The organism is Thalassospira sp. SM2505 (genome assembly GCF_054901115.1).
Window position 1 is genome coordinate 240,595 of the sequence record NZ_CM142731.1, and the last position, 16,931, is coordinate 257,525.

Genomic DNA, 16,931 nt, shown 5'->3' on the forward strand with positions numbered 1-16,931 from the left:
CGCGCTACTTCTGTTCCGTGAATTTCGGTCCATCTGTGCAGGACCGTTTCAAGAGGATATGTTAAACAACAATCAAACGATACGTCCAACATATTTCCGATATTTTGTCGTATTATTAAAAGAACAACACAATTTAATATGTTTAATTAAAATTCCCGCGATGGCAGGAACTTCGCGCCATCAATACCGGGAACCAATGCCAGAGTGACAGGAAAAAATCGAGGAATGGTCAGAAAACCGGAAGGACCGCTGCGCAAGGGATGGACAACGGGGGCCTGTGCCACCGCCGCCACCCGTGCTGCCTGGCAGGCCCTGCTATCCGGTACGTTTCCCGATCCGGTCACCATTACCTTGCCGCGCGGTGAAACCCCGTCTTTTGCGCTGGTCAAAGCCGAAAAGGGTGATGGCTGGGCACGTGCAAGCGTGATCAAGGATGCGGGTGATGACCCCGATGTCACCCATGGGGCTGAAATCGTTGCCACCCTGCGCATCGGAAAACCCGGGGCCGGTATCAGTTTTCATGCCGGGGACGGGGTCGGAACCATCACCAAACCGGGTTTGCCCCTGCCCCCCGGCGAGGCCGCGATTAATCCCAAGCCACGCGAAATGATGGTTGGTCAAATCACCGAGCTTTGCGAAAAATTCGGCGCCACCCCTGATGTCGAGATCGAGATTTCCATTCCCGGTGGACAGGAAATTGCCACCAAAACATGGAATGGACGGCTGGGTATTGTCGGCGGTTTATCGGTTCTGGGCACGACCGGGATTGTCATCCCGTTCAGTTGTTCAGCATGGATTCATTCCATCCATCGCGGCATTGATGTAGCGCGCGCCACCGGGCGCATCCATGTCGCGGGCGCAACCGGCAAAACATCCGAGGCCGCCATTCGCGCATTTTATGGCCTTCCCGAAGAAGCCATTCTTGATATGGGCGACTTCGTCGGCGGGATGCTGAAATATCTGCGCAAGAACCCGGTGGAATTTGTCAGCATTGCCGGTGGCTTTGCCAAACTCGTCAAGCTTGCCCAAGGGCATCTTGACCTTCATAGCAGCCGGTCGCAGGTCGATTTTGACCGGCTTGCAGAGACCGTCAAACTGTCAGGCGGCAGTTCCGATCTTCAGGATCAGACCCGCAGCGCCAATACGGCAAAACAGGTTCTGGAACTTTGTCAGGCCGCAAACGTTGATATTGCAGACACCATTGCGCGTCAGGCCTCTGAATCGGCACGTGCCACCCTTGATGGCGCAAGTGCCGTCGAGATCCTGGTAACCGACCGCGAAGGCCGGATCATTGCGCGTCATGGTGTTGGTGATTTTGACCGCTTCAAACCGGTCACATCTGCCTGATCTGCATCCGCACACTGAACATATCACAACAAGGTCACTGCCCATGTCGCTTTCCCGCCCTGCCAAACGCCCGAAGCATGTTCTGATTTTTGGCGGTACCGGGGACGCTAATCGCATTGCCGAGGACCTAATGCATGAATTCGGCCGCGACATCCGGCTGCAACTATCCCTTGCCGGTCGCACCAGTGCACCCAGCCTCCCGGACCGGGTTCCGGTCCGGATTGGCGGGTTTGGCGGACCGGAAGGCATCATTTCCTATGTCAAAGGCGAGCAGATTGATCTGGTGATTGATGCGACCCATCCTTATGCCACCCGGATTTCAAGCAATATCGCGCAAGCCTGCCACGCAGTCGCGATGCCCTGCATCCAGTTTTACCGCCCCGGCTGGGAAAAGACGCCCAAAGACAACTGGATACCGGTCCGTTCCATCGAAGAAGCCGCCCGTATTCTGCCCGACCATGGCACACGCGCCCTGATCGCCAGTGGTGCAAAGAACCTGCATGCCTTTGAGGGCCTTGAAAAGACCTGGCTTTTGGTACGAACGGTTGATGCCCCGCGCGATCCGTTTGATCTGGCATACGGGGAATGGCTTTTTGCCCGTGGCCCGTTCAGCGTCGAAAGCGAGACCGAACTTCTTGAACGCCACGGGATTGATGTGATCGTCTGCAAGAATAGTGGCGGCACGGCGACATTTGCCAAAATCGAGGCCGCTCGCAATCTTGGCCTGCCGGTGATCATGATTGAACGGCCGGGTGCCGCACCAGTAACGCAAGCACACACCCGGGAAGTTATACTTAAAAGCGTTCAAAAGTTTCTTGATGAAAACTAATTTCGCAACATTGCAACACAAACACCACTAGACCGCTTCCGACTTTGATTCAATAATATTCCCAAGGACGGAAATAACCGTCAGAGACAAGTTACCGGCCATAGATGGCGCTTGGCTCATATAAATCAAAACAATCCATGAGTGGGAATATCATGACCGGCAAAGTTGGTTTGCGCGGTAGGCTAATGGCGGCGATTGTCCCCATTGCTCTACTTGCTGTTTGTGCCGCCGCACTGGCGGTTTTTTCTTTTCGTATGACTGAGTCCCAGCAACGGGTCGTCACCGCAGAAGCGATTCCTGCCCTTGTCAACGGGCAGGAGCTTTATGTCAGCAGCGATGCGATCATTCGTATTGCACGCGCGGTTGCCAGTGCGACCAGCCATGACGAAGTTGTTGCTGCGACCGCAACGCTTGATGCTGTCGAAAACCAGATGAATGATCATATTTCCGGTTTGGCGGCATTGGGGGTGAATAACGAGATATTGCAGCAATTCTCGGATCAGACCGGGCAAATGATCGTCAATATCCGCCGTCTGGAAGAGACCATGGGTGGGGTCTTTACCAATCGGGACGAACTTGCGGCCATACTTGATGAAATCATCCGTGCTGCTGGTGCGATTGAAGTCAGTTCGCGTGAACTCTCGACCAACGCCAACATGACGCTGACCAACAATGCCGGTGAACTTTACAGTCTGGTTGGCAAGGCAGACAGGGAGGGCGAGATTTTTGATCTTCTCGATCAGCTGATTGATGAAGACGCCCTGACCGCACAGAACATGGCCGAGCTTCGCGCATTGGCCCTCAAGATCCCCGATCTGGCCCGAATTGCAAGTTCAGCCACTGATATTGACGGCCTTGATCGCGTCAAATTCTGGTCCAATCCGATCATCACGCAGATGGGTGCCAGCATTGCCGAAATTCCGGTTGATGACCTTAAGGCCCGTTCGGAAGAAAACTTCAAAACCCTGTCGGCCGGACTTGATCCCAACAGTGAGAAGAACCTGTTTACCCTGCGTCAGCGCGGTCTTGAACAACAGGTTGTCCTTGCCGATCTGCTTGAACAAACCACAACCATTGCCAATGGTATTGGGGAAACAGCCGATCAGTTGCTGGACGAAATGCGCAGCAAGATTGATGCTGCCAATGCCGATGTCAGCAAGACCATCACGGTTGCCGAAACCGTGATGCTGATTGTTGCAGCGGCGGCCATCATCATTTCAATCCTGATCATCTGGCTTTATGTCCAGCGCAACCTTCTGGCCCGGCTGATTGGCCTGAACAGTGCCATGGACCGCCTGACCAATGGCGATCTGCGCACACCGGTTGCCGACAAGGGATCAGATGAAATTGCGGCCATGGCCCGTGCTGTGGAAACCTTCCGCGAAAACGCGCTGGAGGCCGAAGAACTCCGGGCCCAGAACAAGGCCAACGAGGAACGTGCCGAACAGCAACGTCGTGCGGCCCTTCTTGAAATGGCTGACGGTTTTGAAAGTTCGGTCAATGGACTGGTCACTGACCTTCTGACCCAGATCACCGAAATGCGAAATGCGGTCGATCATATGGCATCGAATGCCGGTGAAAACGTTGTCCGGGCAACCGATGTCAGCAACGCCTCTCACAATGCGTCGGAAAATGTCAGCTCGGTCTCGTCTGCGACCGAGGAACTTTCGGCATCAATCGCCGAAATCGAACGCCAGGTTGGCAAAGCCGAGGAAGTCTCACGTTCTGCTGTCGAGGAAGCCCGCCGTTCGGATGTTACCGTTCGCCAGCTTTCCGATACGGCCGAGAAAATCGGTGAAGTCATTGATCTGATCAACACAATTGCCGATCAGACCAACCTTCTTGCGCTGAATGCCACAATCGAGGCTGCACGTGCCGGTGATGCCGGCAAGGGCTTTGCCGTGGTTGCCAACGAGGTCAAAAACCTTGCAACCCAGACCCAGCGTGCGACCGAGGATATCAGCCGCCAGATCGACGAAATGCGCACCGTCAGCGCATCCGCCGTCGAGATGATCTCGGCCATCGCAACCACGATCGGCGAAGTCGACACGATTTCAAGCTCTATCGCGGCTGCCATGCGTCAACAGGGTTCCGCCACCGCCGAGATCGCCAGTGGTTCCGAGGAAGCAGCCCGTGGCGTTCGCGATGTTTCGGCAAACATGACCGAAGTTTCCCGTTCTGCCGAGGCCGTTCAGACACTTTCGGGCGATGCCCGTGGCACGGCTGAGGAGCTTCTGACCAAGGCCCAGCGTCTTCAGGAAGAAGCAAACGGCTTTGTCGCCCGCGTCCGGGCAGGCTAAATCTGTTTTTCAACAAAGAAAACCCCTCCGTCGGCTGGCCCGGCGGAGGGGTTTTTATTTGGGGCCGCTGATTTTGCAGGGCCTGCCTTCTAGCCTGTATAACCAAACAGGCGGGGCAACCACAGAACCATGTCAGGGATCAGCACCAGCACGATCAATGCCCCGATCAAGGCTGCGACAAATACCCATATTTCACGAATGATGTCGCGTAACGGAATGCCCGTAACACCGTTCAGAACAAACAGCAAAATGCCATAAGGCGGCGTGATGAGACCGATCATGATGTTAATCGTGATCACGACACCGAAATAAACCAGATCAATGCCAAGAAGCTCTGCGGTTGGCAGGAAAAGCGGCACCACGATCAAAAGCAGTGTCGTCGCATCAAACAGACATCCCAGTACCAGAATGATCACATTGATCACCAGCATAAAGACCAGGGGCGACATGTTGGTCGCGGCCAGCTCGTCCGCGACAAGGGCAGGCAGGTTTTCACTTGCCACCAGATAGTTCAGCACCAAAGCCGACGCGATGATCAGCCCCACGACCGAGGTCGATTTGGCCCCGTCGAGCACCAGAAGATAGAAATCCTTCCAACTGACCGACCGGTAAAACAGTGCGGCAAGTATAAGCGCATAAACTGCTGCAATTGCCGCAGCCTCGGTCGGGGTGGTGATACCGCCATAAATCCCGTAAAGCAGGATCACCGGCAACATCAGCGCCGGGAAAGCGCGCATCGTCACGCGCGGAATTTCGCGCAATGGTACGACATCATCACGTTTGAAATCCCGTTTGCGGGCAATCGCGACATTCAGGATCATCAGGACCAAGGCCAGAAACAGTCCCGGCACAATCCCGGCCAGGAAAAGATAACCGATCGATGACCCCGAAATCAGTGCATAAAGGATCATCGGGATCGAAGGCGGGATGATCGGACCGATAACGCTCGATGCCGCCGTCAGGGCTGCGGCATAGCCGCCAGGATAACGGTTATTTCGGGTCATCAGATCAATGATAACCCGCCCGATTCCCGCCGCATCGGCAATTGCCGACCCCGACATACCCGAAAAAATGACACTGGCAAGCACATTGACATGGGCAAGCCCGCCACGAAAACGCCCGACAATCGCAATACAAAATGTCAGCAACCGGTCACTGATCGTTCCGGCATTCATGAAGTTGGCCGCCAGAATAAACAGGGGCACGGCCAGCAAAACATAACTGTTAAACAGACCGTTCAAGGCCTGTTCAGCGACCAGACCGACATCCTGTCCGGAAATAAACATATAGCCGATTGACGCCGCAAAGGCCGCGATTGCAATAGGCATCCCAATCGCACCAAGCAACAGGAAGCCGCCAAGGCTGATCAAAAAAGCCATACTCATGCCTTTGGCTCCTTTGTCACAAACGGATCACAAAGCGATTGGTCCGGCTGTGTCGGGTCGCCAGCGATTGCCGCAATTTCCTGGCCATAGCTTTTGGCGCGCATCAGACGCCACAAGGAAATCAGGCTCCGGATAATCAGCGCGACGATAAAGACCGGGAAAATTGCATAGACATAGTCAAGGGTGATGCGCGTAACAGGCGCCTTTTCGATCCGCATGAACATGACGTAATCCACAATCACCGGGAATCCGGCAATAAAGGCCGCCGCAATACATCCAAGACCAAGAATTGCCATAACCCGCCGCCCCCGTGTCGGAGCGGCAAGAAACAGCATATTGAACGATACATGGTCATGTTCACGCAGCAAGAAAGCAGACGTCCAGAACACCAGCCAGATATACAGGATGATGCATAGCTCGACCGTCCAGCCCAGCGGGCTATTGAGAACATAACGCGCAAAAATCTGTAGAAGAAAGGTCCCGAACATCGCGATAAACAATGCCACCGCGATGATTTCGGCACCTTTTTTGAAGGGTCTGCTCAGATCACGCACGATCTAATCACTTCACCGCATTGATTTGTTCAACGATGCCTTCCGGCCAATCCTTGGCAAACTCGCTTTCCAGATAGGCATTCTGGACTTTGGTGCGGAATGCGGCAACGTCAGGCGCGTAAATCGACAGACCTTCTTTCTTGAAGAAATCAATCAGCGACTTTTCGTCTTCAATACGCATCTTGTTGTTATAGGCGGTTGCAACTGCTGCGGCGTCCTTGACCTTTTTCTGCTGATCTGCAGACAAGTCATCATAGGTGTTTTTAGCCATCGACAGGAAAACCGCATCGACCAGATGATCTGTCAGAACGATCTGTTTGGTCACTTCATAGAATTTGACGGCCTTGACTGTCGGCAGCGGGTTGTCCTGACCATCAATCGTTCCGGTCTGAAGGCCCGTGTAAACTTCGCCAAATGCAAGCGGAGTTGCATCTGCGCCAAGCGCATTGCCAAGGAACAACCATGCATCGGAGCCCGGCATGCGCAGTTTCACGCCTTTGAGGTCATCCGGGGTGGTAATTTTCTTGTCATTGGCAAGATTAAGCTCACGCGTGCCAAGATAACCGACATCAAGAATCTCGATATTCATGTCATCTGCGACCATCTGATAGAACTTCTTCCCGATGTCGCTGTTGAAAACCTTTTTCTGATGTTCCGGATCACGGATCAGATAACCGGCGGTGAAAACCGACCATGCCGGAATCTGCTTGGCGATATCCTGTGCTGAAATCATCGCCATATCGAGATTACCACGCTGCATTGCTGCGGGCTCTGTACCCTGTTTGAACAGGCTGGCATTGAGATGGATTTCAACATCGAATTCGCCCGGCGCGGTCTTTGCAAGCTCGTCCTTGAAGACAGTCAGCATCTTGGCATGCCAGTCGGACTCAACAGCAGGCGTTGAGATGCGCAGCTTGACCGCGTCCGCCGCAAAGGCAGATGTTGCGCCAATCGCAAATGTGCAAATTGCGGCCGATGCAATTCTTACCAGACTGCGTGCCATGGGTGTTTTGGTCATTGGATCCTCCCTAAAGGACATTAAGTGTCTGTTTTTCTGATGTGTCGTTATTGTTTTTAGGTCTTTCCACAGATGAGAATCAACAACATCTGCGCTGACACGACACCTATTGTATAACTAACATGTTAGTGATAGACAACTGTTTCAATACCGATAAACACTGCGCCATGTCAAATGGCTCGAAACAGGAATGTGTCATGCCCGTCACCAGAACAGACAAATTCGGCATCTCGGCTGCGATCACAACGCCCTTTACCAGCACCGGTGCGATCGACACCGATCTGCTGTGCAAACATGCCAAATCATTGATTGCCAAGGGATGTTCATCCTTCACACTTGGCGGGACAACCGGTGAGGGTCCGCACCTTTCGCGTGATGAAAAAGTTGCTGCGCACAAAGCCCTTCTGGCATCGGGTATTGAACCGGCCCAGATCGTTGTTGGCATCATCGAATCCGCACTTGGCGATGCAATTGCCGCCGCAAAAACGGCCGATTCTTTTGGCAGCAAATATGTTCTGGTCACACCACCCTATTATTTCAAAGGGTCCAGTGATGCCGGTCAGATCACCTGGTTCAGACAGTTTCTTGATGCCATCAGCGACACCCGTCTTCAGGTCATTCTGTACCATATCCCGCAGGTTACAGCCGCCCCGATCTGCCCCAACATGATCGCGGCACTGATTGAAAGCCACCCTGCCATGATTGCCGGGGTCAAGGATTCATCAGGTGACTGGGAAAATGCCAAAACCCTGCTCGACCGGTTTTCAGACCGTCACATCCTGATCGGCGATGAACGCATTCTGGGCGCAGCCATTGCGCTTGGCGGATCGGGTGCAATCAGTGGTGTCGCCAACTTTGCACCGGACCTTCTGATCCCGCTTCTGGATGGCGAAACCCCCGATCAGCGTCTGGCACCGCTTGTAAATGCCCTTGTCGAATTGCCGGTGACACCAGCAGTAAAGGCGCTTGTTGGCCACATCACCGACTCTGCCCAGTGGTCACGCGTGCGCGCACCGCTTGTCGAACTGACACAGGAACAGTATGAGTGGATCACAAATACTTACGATACCCTGTTCGCAACCAGGAATGATTGATGAGCGAAAACAAGCGGCAACCAGCAAGACAGAGTCGGCGAAGCGAAGCCTATAACAGCTTCACCGAACATCTTTTGGCCCGTGACATCCGGCCCGGTCAGTTTATTTCGCAACGTGAACTGGTCGAAATTACCGATATGCCGCTTGGTGCCATCCGTGAACTGATCCCCCGCCTTGAGGCGGATGGTCTGATCACCACTGTCCCCCAGCGCGGTATGCAAGTCGCCCATATCGACCTTGATCTGGTGCGCAATGCGTTTCAGCTGCGTATTTTTCTTGAACTCGAAGCAGCCCGGTTATTCACAGTGCAGGCCAGCGACAAGATGCTGGTCAAACTGCGTAAGGCCCATGAAGATGTTCTGGAGTCAGCCCGTGAAAACGGCATCACCCCGGAACTGCTTGAGCATGCCCAGGCGGTGGATTGGTCGCTTCACGATACGATCATTGATTCACTTGATAATGAAATCATTTCAAAGATCTACAAGGTCAATTCCGTCAAAATTCGCCTGATCCGACAGGAACGTTTCCGACTGACAGAAAGCCTGTTGCAGAATGTGATGAACGATCATCTTGCCATTATCGCAGCCTTTGAAAAGCGTGATCCTGAACAGGCCGCAATTTGCCTGCGCCAGCATCTTGAAAATGCACGGGGACGCGCACTGGGTCTGGGCGACCGATAAGGACCGCGCGTAAGTCAAACACCGCCCCGAAATGAAAAACCCCGCCGAAAACTGGCGGGGTTTTTCGCATTCAAGGTCTGGGCTGCCTCAGACAAAGCGGCGGAACTCGCCGGATTTGCGTGGCGGGCAGAACCGTTTCAGATAGGACGGTGCCACGGCTTCAAGGCTATTGGGGGTAATTCCCAGTTCGGCAAAACCCGCCGCACCTTCGGACACGACATTATCGACCTTGAGCAACCGGACCTGATCGGGTGTCATCGGCGGCACCGGCAGGAATTGCAGGAAGAACGCCTTGATCGAGGCCAGCCAGAACGGAACCGGCATCAGAATGGCGCGTTGACGGGTGATACGCAGCATGTCGCGCAGAAGACCCATGAAGGAATAGGTTTCCGGCCCGCCCAGTTCAAATGTCTTGCCCGCAAGTGACGGGTCACAAACAGCTGCGACAAACGCATCGGCAACATCGCCGACATAGACCGGCTGGAATTTCGGGCCACCGTCACCAAGAATATCAACCTTGCCTTCGCCAAGATCGACTTTCGGCAGGCCCGGCGCACCAATCACCGGCAAAATGGGCGAAAAACGCGCCAGCGTTGCGAATTTGTTGAGGAAATTGTCATTCGGGCCAAAGATGACCGACGGACGGAAGATCACCGCATTCGGGAAGACCTCGCGCACGGCATTTTCACCGGCAAGTTTCGATGTCGCATAATTGGCGGCACTGTTTTTATCCACACCAAGTGCGGACATATGCACCATGGTCTTTACGCCACATGCCCTGGCTTCTTCGGCGATGCGTTTCGCGGCTTTTACATGGATGTTGAGGAAATTGTTGCTGCCACGTTCGTACAGAATGCCAAGCAGGTTGATGACGGCCTCGGAGCCTTCGATTGCGCCCTTGATGCTGTCTTCGTTGCGCACATCGCAATGGACCGGAACGACCTGACCGAGATAGCCCATCGGTTTGAGCTTTTTGACGCGCTCGAAGCTGCGGGTCGGGACGCGAACGATAAAGTCACGTTCAAGCAGACGCTTGACGATGTGACGTCCGACAAATCCGGTGCCACCGAAAACGGTTACGATACGACGATCCATGCTTGCTTTCTCCTTGCCGATGACAATATGCGCAGAAGACCTTCCGCGAGACATGCCAGCGTTAGATGCCTTCCGGGCCAGTCAGGCCTGACCACCCGGTCGATGTTATCCTGTGGACATTCATATTGTGCCCGAACAGAGAACGATATGAGTGTCCGCAGGCTCTTGGGTTATATACGACGCGTCATGCGGGTCAACAATGCGCCGAGATTAATCAATTTCCTCGCGGGATTCCAATCGGGCCAATATTTCATCATAAAGTGGCGTCAGACCGGCCCGATAATCGGGATAGCGAAGCTTGACACCAAGTTCTTCCTTGATACGTGCGTTCGAAACCCGCTTGTTGTCTTCATAAAAACTTGCTGCCATCGGGCTGAGCCTGGCGGTGGCAAAATCTTCTTCTGCAGGCGGATCAATGCCAAGCATCCCGCAGGCATAAACAATCACGTCCTGGGGTGGGGCCGCATCATCATCGCAGACATTATAGGCAGCCCCGCAATCGGGGCGCTTGATTGATGCCAAAACGGTCTGGGCGATGTCTTCGACATGGATACGCGAAAAAACCTGACCGGGTTTGATGATCCGGCGCGCACGACCGGCACGAACGGTTTCAAGGGCATTGCGGCCCGGCCCGTAAATCCCCGCCAGACGGAAACTTTGCACGCATAATCCATGACGACGGCCCAGATCAAACCATGCCTTTTCCGCAGTCACCCGACGTCGACCGCGCTTGCCGCTGGGCAAAAGTTCGTCTTCTTCGCTGACTTCTGCACCGTCACGATCCCCATAGACACCTGTCGTCGACAGATAGCCAATCCATGTGCCTTCGGGCAATGCCGCAAGATCATTGCCATGATGATGGATCACCGGATCCCCTTGCCCGCCGGGCGGGGCAGAAACCAGGACATGGGTCACCCCGCGAAGGGCGGTTTTGATATCGGCAACCGGTTGATCATCGCCAAAAATAAACGGCTCGATCCCGTCTGCCTCAAGCTGTTTCGCCTTGTCTGCATTTCGGGTGGTTCCGGCAATTTTCCAGCCTTCGCCCTGCAATTGATTGGCAACCAGACGTGCGGAAAAACCCAACCCGAAACAAAACAGCTTATTGGTCATATAGGCACCTGTATCTTACGCATGATCTCATAATGCGCACAGTAACGGCGCGGACGGCGCGATACAAAACCTTTTGGTCTGCACCGGAATTCGGTACTGCACAGTCGAATGGATCAGACAATCATTATCTTGCCGTTTTCATCCTGTTTTTTGGGGCATCGGGGCATTCAGGCATGGCGGTGCGGGGGCATCATCCCCTATGCTGTCGGCGACCCGGTTTTGCCAGAAACGGAGCTTTTGAAACCATGTCACATCTTTGCGGCCGATCCACATTTGCACGCGCGACAGGCGTTCTTCTGCTGGCGGGGTTTGCTGGCATCTGGACAGCACCGGATCTTCATGCCCAGACGGACAGCAACGGCACCCTGACGCTTGAGGAAAAGCAGCAATATCAGGACTGCATCAAGCTGGCCCAGCTTAAACCCGAAGACGGTTTTGAAAGTGCAATCGCCTGGCGCGACATGGGTGGCGGTGAACCCGCACGTCATTGCGTTGCGGTCGCGCTGATATCGCTTGGCAAATATGAAGAAGCCGCAACCAGACTGGATGCGCTGGCCAAGGACAGCACCGCCGAGCCGGGGGTTGTCGCCGGGATGCTGGCACAGGCCGGACAGGCATGGATGATGGCAAACAATCTTGAATTTGCATGGCGCGATCAAAGTCGGGCGCTTGAACTGGTGCCCAACAACCCGCAGCTTTGGGTTGATCGCGCCATGGCGCTTGGGCTTGCCGGGCAATATTGGGATGCGATTGATGATCTGAACAAGGCGCTTGATCTGCAACCCGATCAGGCAGATGTCCTGATTTACCGGGCATCGGCCTGGCGGATGCTTGAAAGCTATGACCTTGCCATGACCGACATTGACAATGCGCTCAATCTTGAACCGGGGAATGTTCAGGCACTTTTTGAACGCGGAAAGCTTTACCGGATTGCGGGGAAAAACGATCTGGCACGTCGTGACTGGCTAAATGTCATAGAAAATTCAAACGGAACCCCTGTCGCTGATGCGGCAAAAGCGAATATAGAGAAGATGGATGTTCACACCGGATCAAACTAGGTTTGCTGTGGTCAGTTTCCTTGTATATGTCCGGTAGAGAATCATACCGGATTTTGACCGAACACCATTTTGGGGGACGTAATGCGTCGTACGCTTGCCTTGACTGCCCTTGCCGCGTCTGTCGCACTTGTTTCTGCTGTCTCTGTGGCACAGGCACGTGATCAGGTTCGTATCGTCGGCTCGTCGACAATCTTTCCGCTAACCACCAAGGTCGCGGAATATTTTGCCAAAACCACCGGTCAACCGGCTCCTGTTGTTGAAAGCACCGGTTCTGGCGGTGGCTTCAAGCTGTTTTGTGGCGGGATCGGGGAACAATATCCCGATATCGTTGATGCATCGCGTCCGATTTCCGGTTCGGAAACCGCAATTTGTGCGGCCAATTCGGTCCGCAATATCAGCGAAATCAAAATCGGCTATGACGGCATCGTTCTTTTGGGATCGCGCGAAGCGCCGACCATGGAACTTACTGCCCGCCAGCTTTATCTGGCCCTTGCCCGTACCATCCCGGTCAATGGCGCCAGTGTGCCCAACCCCAATGTCAAATGGTCTGATGTCGATCCGTCATTGCCGGATTTGAAAATCCGCGTTTACGGCCCGCCGCCGACCTCGGGCACCCGCGACCTTATGGGGCAGCTTTTGCTCGATAAGGGCTGTTCAACCTTTGCCGATATCGCAAGTCTTGAGTCATCCGATCCTGACAGCTTCCGGTTGCTGTGCCGAACCATCCGCGAAGACGGGGCCTATATCGAGGCAGGTGAAAATGATCGCCTTGTCATCAGCAAGCTTGAAAAAGACCCGACCTCCTTTGGGGTGATGGGCTTTAACAATCTTGAACGAAACCGTGACAAGCTTCAGGGCATCACGATCAACGGCATCGGGCCGGATTACGAAACCATCCTTGATGGCAGTTATCCGGGGTCGCGTGCGCTGTATCTTTACGTCAAGGACGACCATGAACAGCTTGTCAGGTCGCTCAATGCCTTTATCACGACCTATGTTTCGGAAACCGTGATTGGCGCAGAAGGTCTTCTTGTCGATAACGGTCTGGTGCCGCTGACCGATGAAGAGCGCCTTGAAACAATGGCAGCATCGAAAAAGTTTGCTGGCAACTGATCAGTCGGAAGCCGGATCATAATTCAAGCGGCCGGACATCAGTCCGGCCGTTTTGCCATCCAGACCTGATTGGTAGCATATTTGGGTGGACTGCCCTTGAAATCAGAAAATTCCGATATCGAAACAAACCCGGAAAGTTCCAGCATCAATCGCATTTCGCTGCGCGTCACCCAGCGCAAATGATGCCAGGCGTCTTCGCGCCGAAGAACCACGCCATCCGGACCGACTTCCTCGAAGCGCCAATGTTCGCTAAATCGCTGGGTCAGGGGATCGTTGGTGCGCTCCATCGCCGTGATCCGCAATTGGCTGTCTGGCTTTCCGACCCCGTCGGGCATCGGAAAGATCGGCAGTTCGACAAAATCGGGATCGCCTTCGGGCAGGCAATAACGCAAATCAGGATCCATCAGATCGAGTGCGATGACCCCGCCGGGTTTGAGATGGGCAAAGGCCCGTGCAAGGGCACGACGCTGATCATGGACATCGGTGATTTCCTGAAGCCCGCGAAACGGGATGATGACCAGATCAAATACCCGGCCCAGATCAAAGTCGCACATATTGCCGGGATGCCAGACAAGATCGGGATATTTGGCACGTGCCTGATCAAGCATGGCCGGGGACAGGTCCAGTCCTTCGACCGCAATATCAAGATCAGCAATCGCGGCACTGATCCGTCCGGTGCCACAACCGAGCTCAAGCACGCCAAGCGATCCCGCAAGGCTTTTGGCAAGGCGTGTATAGAATGGAATGGGATCTTCGAAAATTTTGCGATCAAGATCAGCGCGAAGATCATAACTTGCCGTATTTAGCCCACCGACCGGATAGAATTCATCAAGATTGGATGAATTCGTCATTCAAAATCCAGTTCCGCATAGTGACTGGATGGCGGGAAGCTGGCCTGTCGATCGGCCAGAATATCACGCATGGACGGACGGCTTTTAATCCGCATATACCAATCCTTGGCGCGCGGATGTTTGGACCAGTTGATATCACCCATATAGTCGATCACGGAAATCTGTGCGGCAGCAGCAAGATCAGCCATGGTCAGATGATCCCCCGCAAGCCAGTTCCGGCGTTCAAACAACCAGCCGATATAATCAAGATGATAGGCAGCATTGGTCCGACCGGCACGCAGCACCTTGGTATCTGGGGTGCCGGTGGAAAAGAACCGTTTCAGAAGCTTTTCACCAAGCAGATGATTGGTGACCTCGCGGTTAAACTTACCGTCAAACCAGGCAACAAGACGGCGGATTTCGGCGCGTTCCTTGGGATTTGAACCCAGCAGCTTGGGTTCCTCGTCAGAAATCTCGTCGAGATATTCGCAAATCACGGTCGAGTCACACAGAACCGTTCCGTCCTCATCCTCAAGCACCGGGACTTCACCGGCCGGATTGAGCAACAGAAACTCGTCGCGCCGTTCCCAAACCGGTTCGGCTTTCAATTCGAAATCTAGTTTTTTCTCGGCCAGAACCAGGCGCACTTTGCGCGAATATGGTGAAAGCCAAAAATGATATAACTGACGCATAAACGTGAAGATACCCGACCAAGGATGAACGTTTTGCAAAGACCCGCCAGCGGTGTTCAGATATTGGCAAAACGGCAATTCACACAGTTCATTTCAGAACCGGAATTGCAAAATCTGTCAAACCACGCAACAGGACGGAAGTAAAGGCCTTCAACGCAAATGTCGTGCGATTTTCACGCTTTTGACAAGACTTGCTGTCAGAAATCCGAAGGCGGTGCTATTTGCCGCGACTTTTTGCCAGTTCAAGCAACCCGTCAAGGTCAAGACAGGTTTCAAGATGGTCCGCCAGTTCATCAAGGGCGGTGTCGACTCCGGCATCGAAACTGCTTTGGCGCGGGCCGTCATCGCCACCAATCGCCGCCAGAAAGCCGTGACGGAACGCGTCACTGCCAAACAGCCCGTGCAAATAGCATCCCAACACCCGGCCATCGGCACTGATCGCGCCATCGGGGCTATCAAGCCCGTCAAGTGCCAGCCAGCCCCGCACGCGGTCTGGTCCCTCGGTCTGGCCCATATGAATTTCATAGCCGCTGACCGCGATCCCGCACTCAAGTGGCCCTCGAACGGCGTCCGATGTCGTCAGGCCATCGGTTTTGCGCAGTGTCTTGTCACCGGCCATGACGGTTTCAACATCCAGAAGACCCAAGCCCGCCTCGCTTCCCGCTTTGCCTTCGACCCCGTCAGGATCATGGACCATCCGGCCCAGCATCTGATAGCCGCCGCATATCCCGACGACAAAGCCGCCGCGCCGGTGATGGGCAAGAATGTCGATATCCCAGCCCTGTTCTTTCAGGAAACGCAGATCCGCCATGGTCGACTTTGAGCCGGGCAAAAGCACCAGGTCACAGTCGGCAGGGATCACCTGACCGGGTTTGATCACCAGAAGGTCGACATCATCCTCGGCCGCCAGCGGATCAAGATCATCGAAATTGGCAATGCGCGGCAGATGTGGCACGGCGATCCGGATCACGCGCCCGGCTTCTCCATTATCCTTGGCATGGTTGTCCTTCGCCGCACCATCTGCGCGGCGCTGATATTTGCCCGCTTTTTCAAGGGCCACGCCATCTTCGGCGGGGAGCTTATGGGCACCCTGCCAATATGTTGCGATACCGTAACTTTTTAGCCCGCATGCCTGTTCGATGATGTCGGTTGCCGATGCAAACAGCGACACATCACCGCGGAACTTGTTGATCACATAGCCCTTTAGCCATGTGCGATCATCGTCGGACAAAAGTGCATGGGTACCGACGATGGATGCGATGACCCCGCCGCGATCAATATCGCCCACCAGAATGACCGGGACTTTCGCCGCCTCGGCAAAGCCCATATTGGCGATGTCAGCCGCCCGGAGATTGACTTCCGCCGGTGACCCGGCCCCTTCGACAAGGACAAGGTCGGCATCGCGCGCCATCACCTCGAAACTTTCGATGACCTTGGGCAAAAGATCACGTTTGAGGCGATAGTAATCGCGCGCCTTGGCACTGGTCAGAACCTTGCCCTGTACGACAACCTGCGCGCCGATATCACTTTGTGGCTTGAGCAGGACCGGGTTCATATGGACCGTGGTTGGAACCCCGGCAGCACGGGCCTGAAGCGCCTGCGCACGGCCGATCTCGCCGCCATCATCGGTGACAGCGGCATTGTTGGACATGTTTTGCGGTTTGAACGGGCGCACGCGCAGGCCCCGCCGGGCAAAGGCGCGGCACAATCCGGCAACCAGCATGGATTTACCGACATCAGATCCGGTCCCCTGAAGCATCAGGGCAGGAACAGATTGCACGTTCATTCCGGTTTCAAAACTTTCACTTTGTTCCCCAATAACG

At 54.4% G+C, this 16,931-nt stretch carries 15 protein-coding genes; 7 read left to right on the plus strand and 8 right to left on the minus strand.

Features of this window, described 5'->3' with window-relative positions; translation table 11 throughout:
* Positions 1-225: 225 nt before the first annotated feature.
* The 3 genes from ACTU44_RS01070 to ACTU44_RS01080 all read left to right on the plus strand — a co-directional run bounded on the left by ACTU44_RS01070 (position 226) and on the right by ACTU44_RS01080 (position 4,476).
* Positions 226-1,347 (plus strand): cobalt-precorrin-5B (C(1))-methyltransferase, encoded by a 1,122-nt coding sequence (locus ACTU44_RS01070; RefSeq protein WP_462096442.1) that lies wholly within the window; start codon positions 226-228, stop codon positions 1,345-1,347.
* Between the two features lie 43 nt (positions 1,348-1,390).
* A complete protein-coding gene (locus ACTU44_RS01075) occupies positions 1,391-2,176 on the plus strand; it encodes a cobalt-precorrin-6A reductase (protein WP_462096443.1) in 786 nt (261 codons plus the stop codon).
* Between the two features lie 152 nt (positions 2,177-2,328).
* Positions 2,329-4,476, plus strand: coding sequence for a methyl-accepting chemotaxis protein (locus ACTU44_RS01080; RefSeq protein ID WP_462096444.1), 2,148 nt, complete (start codon positions 2,329-2,331; stop codon positions 4,474-4,476).
* 89 nt (positions 4,477-4,565) lie between these two features.
* On the opposite strand, the gene ACTU44_RS01085 is transcribed toward ACTU44_RS01080, so the two are convergent.
* The 3 genes from ACTU44_RS01085 to ACTU44_RS01095 are packed head-to-tail and all read right to left on the minus strand — an operon-like array spanning position 4,566 to position 7,433.
* Positions 4,566-5,861 (minus strand): TRAP transporter large permease, encoded by a 1,296-nt coding sequence (locus ACTU44_RS01085; RefSeq protein WP_114096250.1) that lies wholly within the window; start codon positions 5,859-5,861, stop codon positions 4,566-4,568.
* Entirely contained in the window at positions 5,858-6,415 is a 558-nt protein-coding gene (locus ACTU44_RS01090) for a TRAP transporter small permease (RefSeq protein WP_114096251.1), read from the minus strand. Before ACTU44_RS01090 ends, ACTU44_RS01085 begins: the two co-directional genes overlap by 4 nt.
* Before the next feature lie 7 nt (positions 6,416-6,422).
* Complete coding sequence (locus ACTU44_RS01095; protein ID WP_220150260.1) at positions 6,423-7,433, minus strand: sialic acid TRAP transporter substrate-binding protein SiaP; 1,011 nt, start codon at positions 7,431-7,433, stop codon at positions 6,423-6,425.
* A gap of 197 nt (positions 7,434-7,630) precedes the next feature.
* On the opposite strand from ACTU44_RS01095, the gene ACTU44_RS01100 reads away from it, so the two are divergent.
* Together ACTU44_RS01100 and ACTU44_RS01105 are read left to right on the plus strand one after the other, a co-directional pair.
* Entirely contained in the window at positions 7,631-8,527 is an 897-nt protein-coding gene (locus ACTU44_RS01100; protein WP_462096445.1) for a dihydrodipicolinate synthase family protein, read from the plus strand.
* A complete protein-coding gene (locus ACTU44_RS01105; RefSeq protein WP_462096446.1) occupies positions 8,527-9,207 on the plus strand; it encodes a GntR family transcriptional regulator in 681 nt (226 codons plus the stop codon). Before ACTU44_RS01100 ends, ACTU44_RS01105 begins: the two co-directional genes overlap by 1 nt.
* An 87-nt stretch (positions 9,208-9,294) precedes the next feature.
* On the opposite strand, the gene ACTU44_RS01110 is transcribed toward ACTU44_RS01105, so the two are convergent.
* Positions 9,295-10,302 (minus strand): complex I NDUFA9 subunit family protein, encoded by a 1,008-nt coding sequence (locus ACTU44_RS01110; protein WP_114096255.1) that lies wholly within the window; start codon positions 10,300-10,302, stop codon positions 9,295-9,297.
* Between the two features lie 210 nt (positions 10,303-10,512).
* Positions 10,513-11,415 (minus strand): SDR family oxidoreductase, encoded by a 903-nt coding sequence (locus ACTU44_RS01115; RefSeq protein WP_462096447.1) that lies wholly within the window; start codon positions 11,413-11,415, stop codon positions 10,513-10,515.
* A gap of 245 nt (positions 11,416-11,660) precedes the next feature.
* Here ACTU44_RS01115 and ACTU44_RS01120 point away from each other — a divergent pair, with 245 nt between their 5' ends.
* Both ACTU44_RS01120 and ACTU44_RS01125 read left to right on the plus strand, forming a co-directional pair.
* Entirely contained in the window at positions 11,661-12,473 is an 813-nt protein-coding gene (locus ACTU44_RS01120; protein WP_114096834.1) for a tetratricopeptide repeat protein, read from the plus strand.
* An 81-nt stretch (positions 12,474-12,554) separates the two neighbouring features.
* The gene (locus ACTU44_RS01125) at positions 12,555-13,586 is read left to right on the plus strand and encodes a substrate-binding domain-containing protein (RefSeq protein WP_114096257.1); all 1,032 of its coding nucleotides are present in this window, start codon (positions 12,555-12,557) and stop codon (positions 13,584-13,586) included.
* A 38-nt stretch (positions 13,587-13,624) separates the two neighbouring features.
* Here the strand turns inward: ACTU44_RS01125 and ACTU44_RS01130 are convergent, their stop codons facing one another.
* The 3 genes from ACTU44_RS01130 to ACTU44_RS01140 all read right to left on the minus strand — a co-directional run bounded on the left by ACTU44_RS01130 (position 13,625) and on the right by ACTU44_RS01140 (position 16,894).
* Positions 13,625-14,437, minus strand: coding sequence for a class I SAM-dependent methyltransferase (locus ACTU44_RS01130; protein ID WP_114096258.1), 813 nt, complete (start codon positions 14,435-14,437; stop codon positions 13,625-13,627).
* The gene (locus ACTU44_RS01135) at positions 14,434-15,108 is read right to left on the minus strand and encodes a glutathione S-transferase family protein (RefSeq protein ID WP_462096448.1); all 675 of its coding nucleotides are present in this window, start codon (positions 15,106-15,108) and stop codon (positions 14,434-14,436) included. Before ACTU44_RS01135 ends, ACTU44_RS01130 begins: the two co-directional genes overlap by 4 nt.
* A gap of 217 nt (positions 15,109-15,325) precedes the next feature.
* On the minus strand, positions 15,326-16,894 hold the full coding sequence (locus ACTU44_RS01140; RefSeq protein ID WP_462096449.1) for a cobyric acid synthase: 1,569 nt from the start codon (positions 16,892-16,894) through the stop codon (positions 15,326-15,328).
* Between the last annotated feature and the right edge of the window lie 37 nt (positions 16,895-16,931).

Coding starts and splice junctions, on each gene's coding strand:
- ACTU44_RS01070 (WP_462096442.1), top strand. CDS start 226: ATGGTCAGAAAACCGGAAGGACCGCTGCGCAAGGGATGGACAACGGGG.
- ACTU44_RS01075 (WP_462096443.1), top strand. CDS start 1,391: ATGTCGCTTTCCCGCCCTGCCAAACGCCCGAAGCATGTTCTGATTTTT.
- ACTU44_RS01080 (WP_462096444.1), top strand. CDS start 2,329: ATGACCGGCAAAGTTGGTTTGCGCGGTAGGCTAATGGCGGCGATTGTC.
- ACTU44_RS01085 (WP_114096250.1), bottom strand. CDS start 5,861: ATGAGTATGGCTTTTTTGATCAGCCTTGGCGGCTTCCTGTTGCTTGGT.
- ACTU44_RS01095 (WP_220150260.1), bottom strand. CDS start 7,433: ATGACCAAAACACCCATGGCACGCAGTCTGGTAAGAATTGCATCGGCC.
- ACTU44_RS01100 (WP_462096445.1), top strand. CDS start 7,631: ATGCCCGTCACCAGAACAGACAAATTCGGCATCTCGGCTGCGATCACA.
- ACTU44_RS01105 (WP_462096446.1), top strand. CDS start 8,527: ATGAGCGAAAACAAGCGGCAACCAGCAAGACAGAGTCGGCGAAGCGAA.
- ACTU44_RS01110 (WP_114096255.1), bottom strand. CDS start 10,302: ATGGATCGTCGTATCGTAACCGTTTTCGGTGGCACCGGATTTGTCGGA.
- ACTU44_RS01115 (WP_462096447.1), bottom strand. CDS start 11,415: ATGACCAATAAGCTGTTTTGTTTCGGGTTGGGTTTTTCCGCACGTCTG.
- ACTU44_RS01120 (WP_114096834.1), top strand. CDS start 11,661: ATGTCACATCTTTGCGGCCGATCCACATTTGCACGCGCGACAGGCGTT.
- ACTU44_RS01125 (WP_114096257.1), top strand. CDS start 12,555: ATGCGTCGTACGCTTGCCTTGACTGCCCTTGCCGCGTCTGTCGCACTT.
- ACTU44_RS01130 (WP_114096258.1), bottom strand. CDS start 14,437: ATGACGAATTCATCCAATCTTGATGAATTCTATCCGGTCGGTGGGCTA.
- ACTU44_RS01135 (WP_462096448.1), bottom strand. CDS start 15,108: ATGCGTCAGTTATATCATTTTTGGCTTTCACCATATTCGCGCAAAGTG.
- ACTU44_RS01140 (WP_462096449.1), bottom strand. CDS start 16,894: ATGAACGTGCAATCTGTTCCTGCCCTGATGCTTCAGGGGACCGGATCT.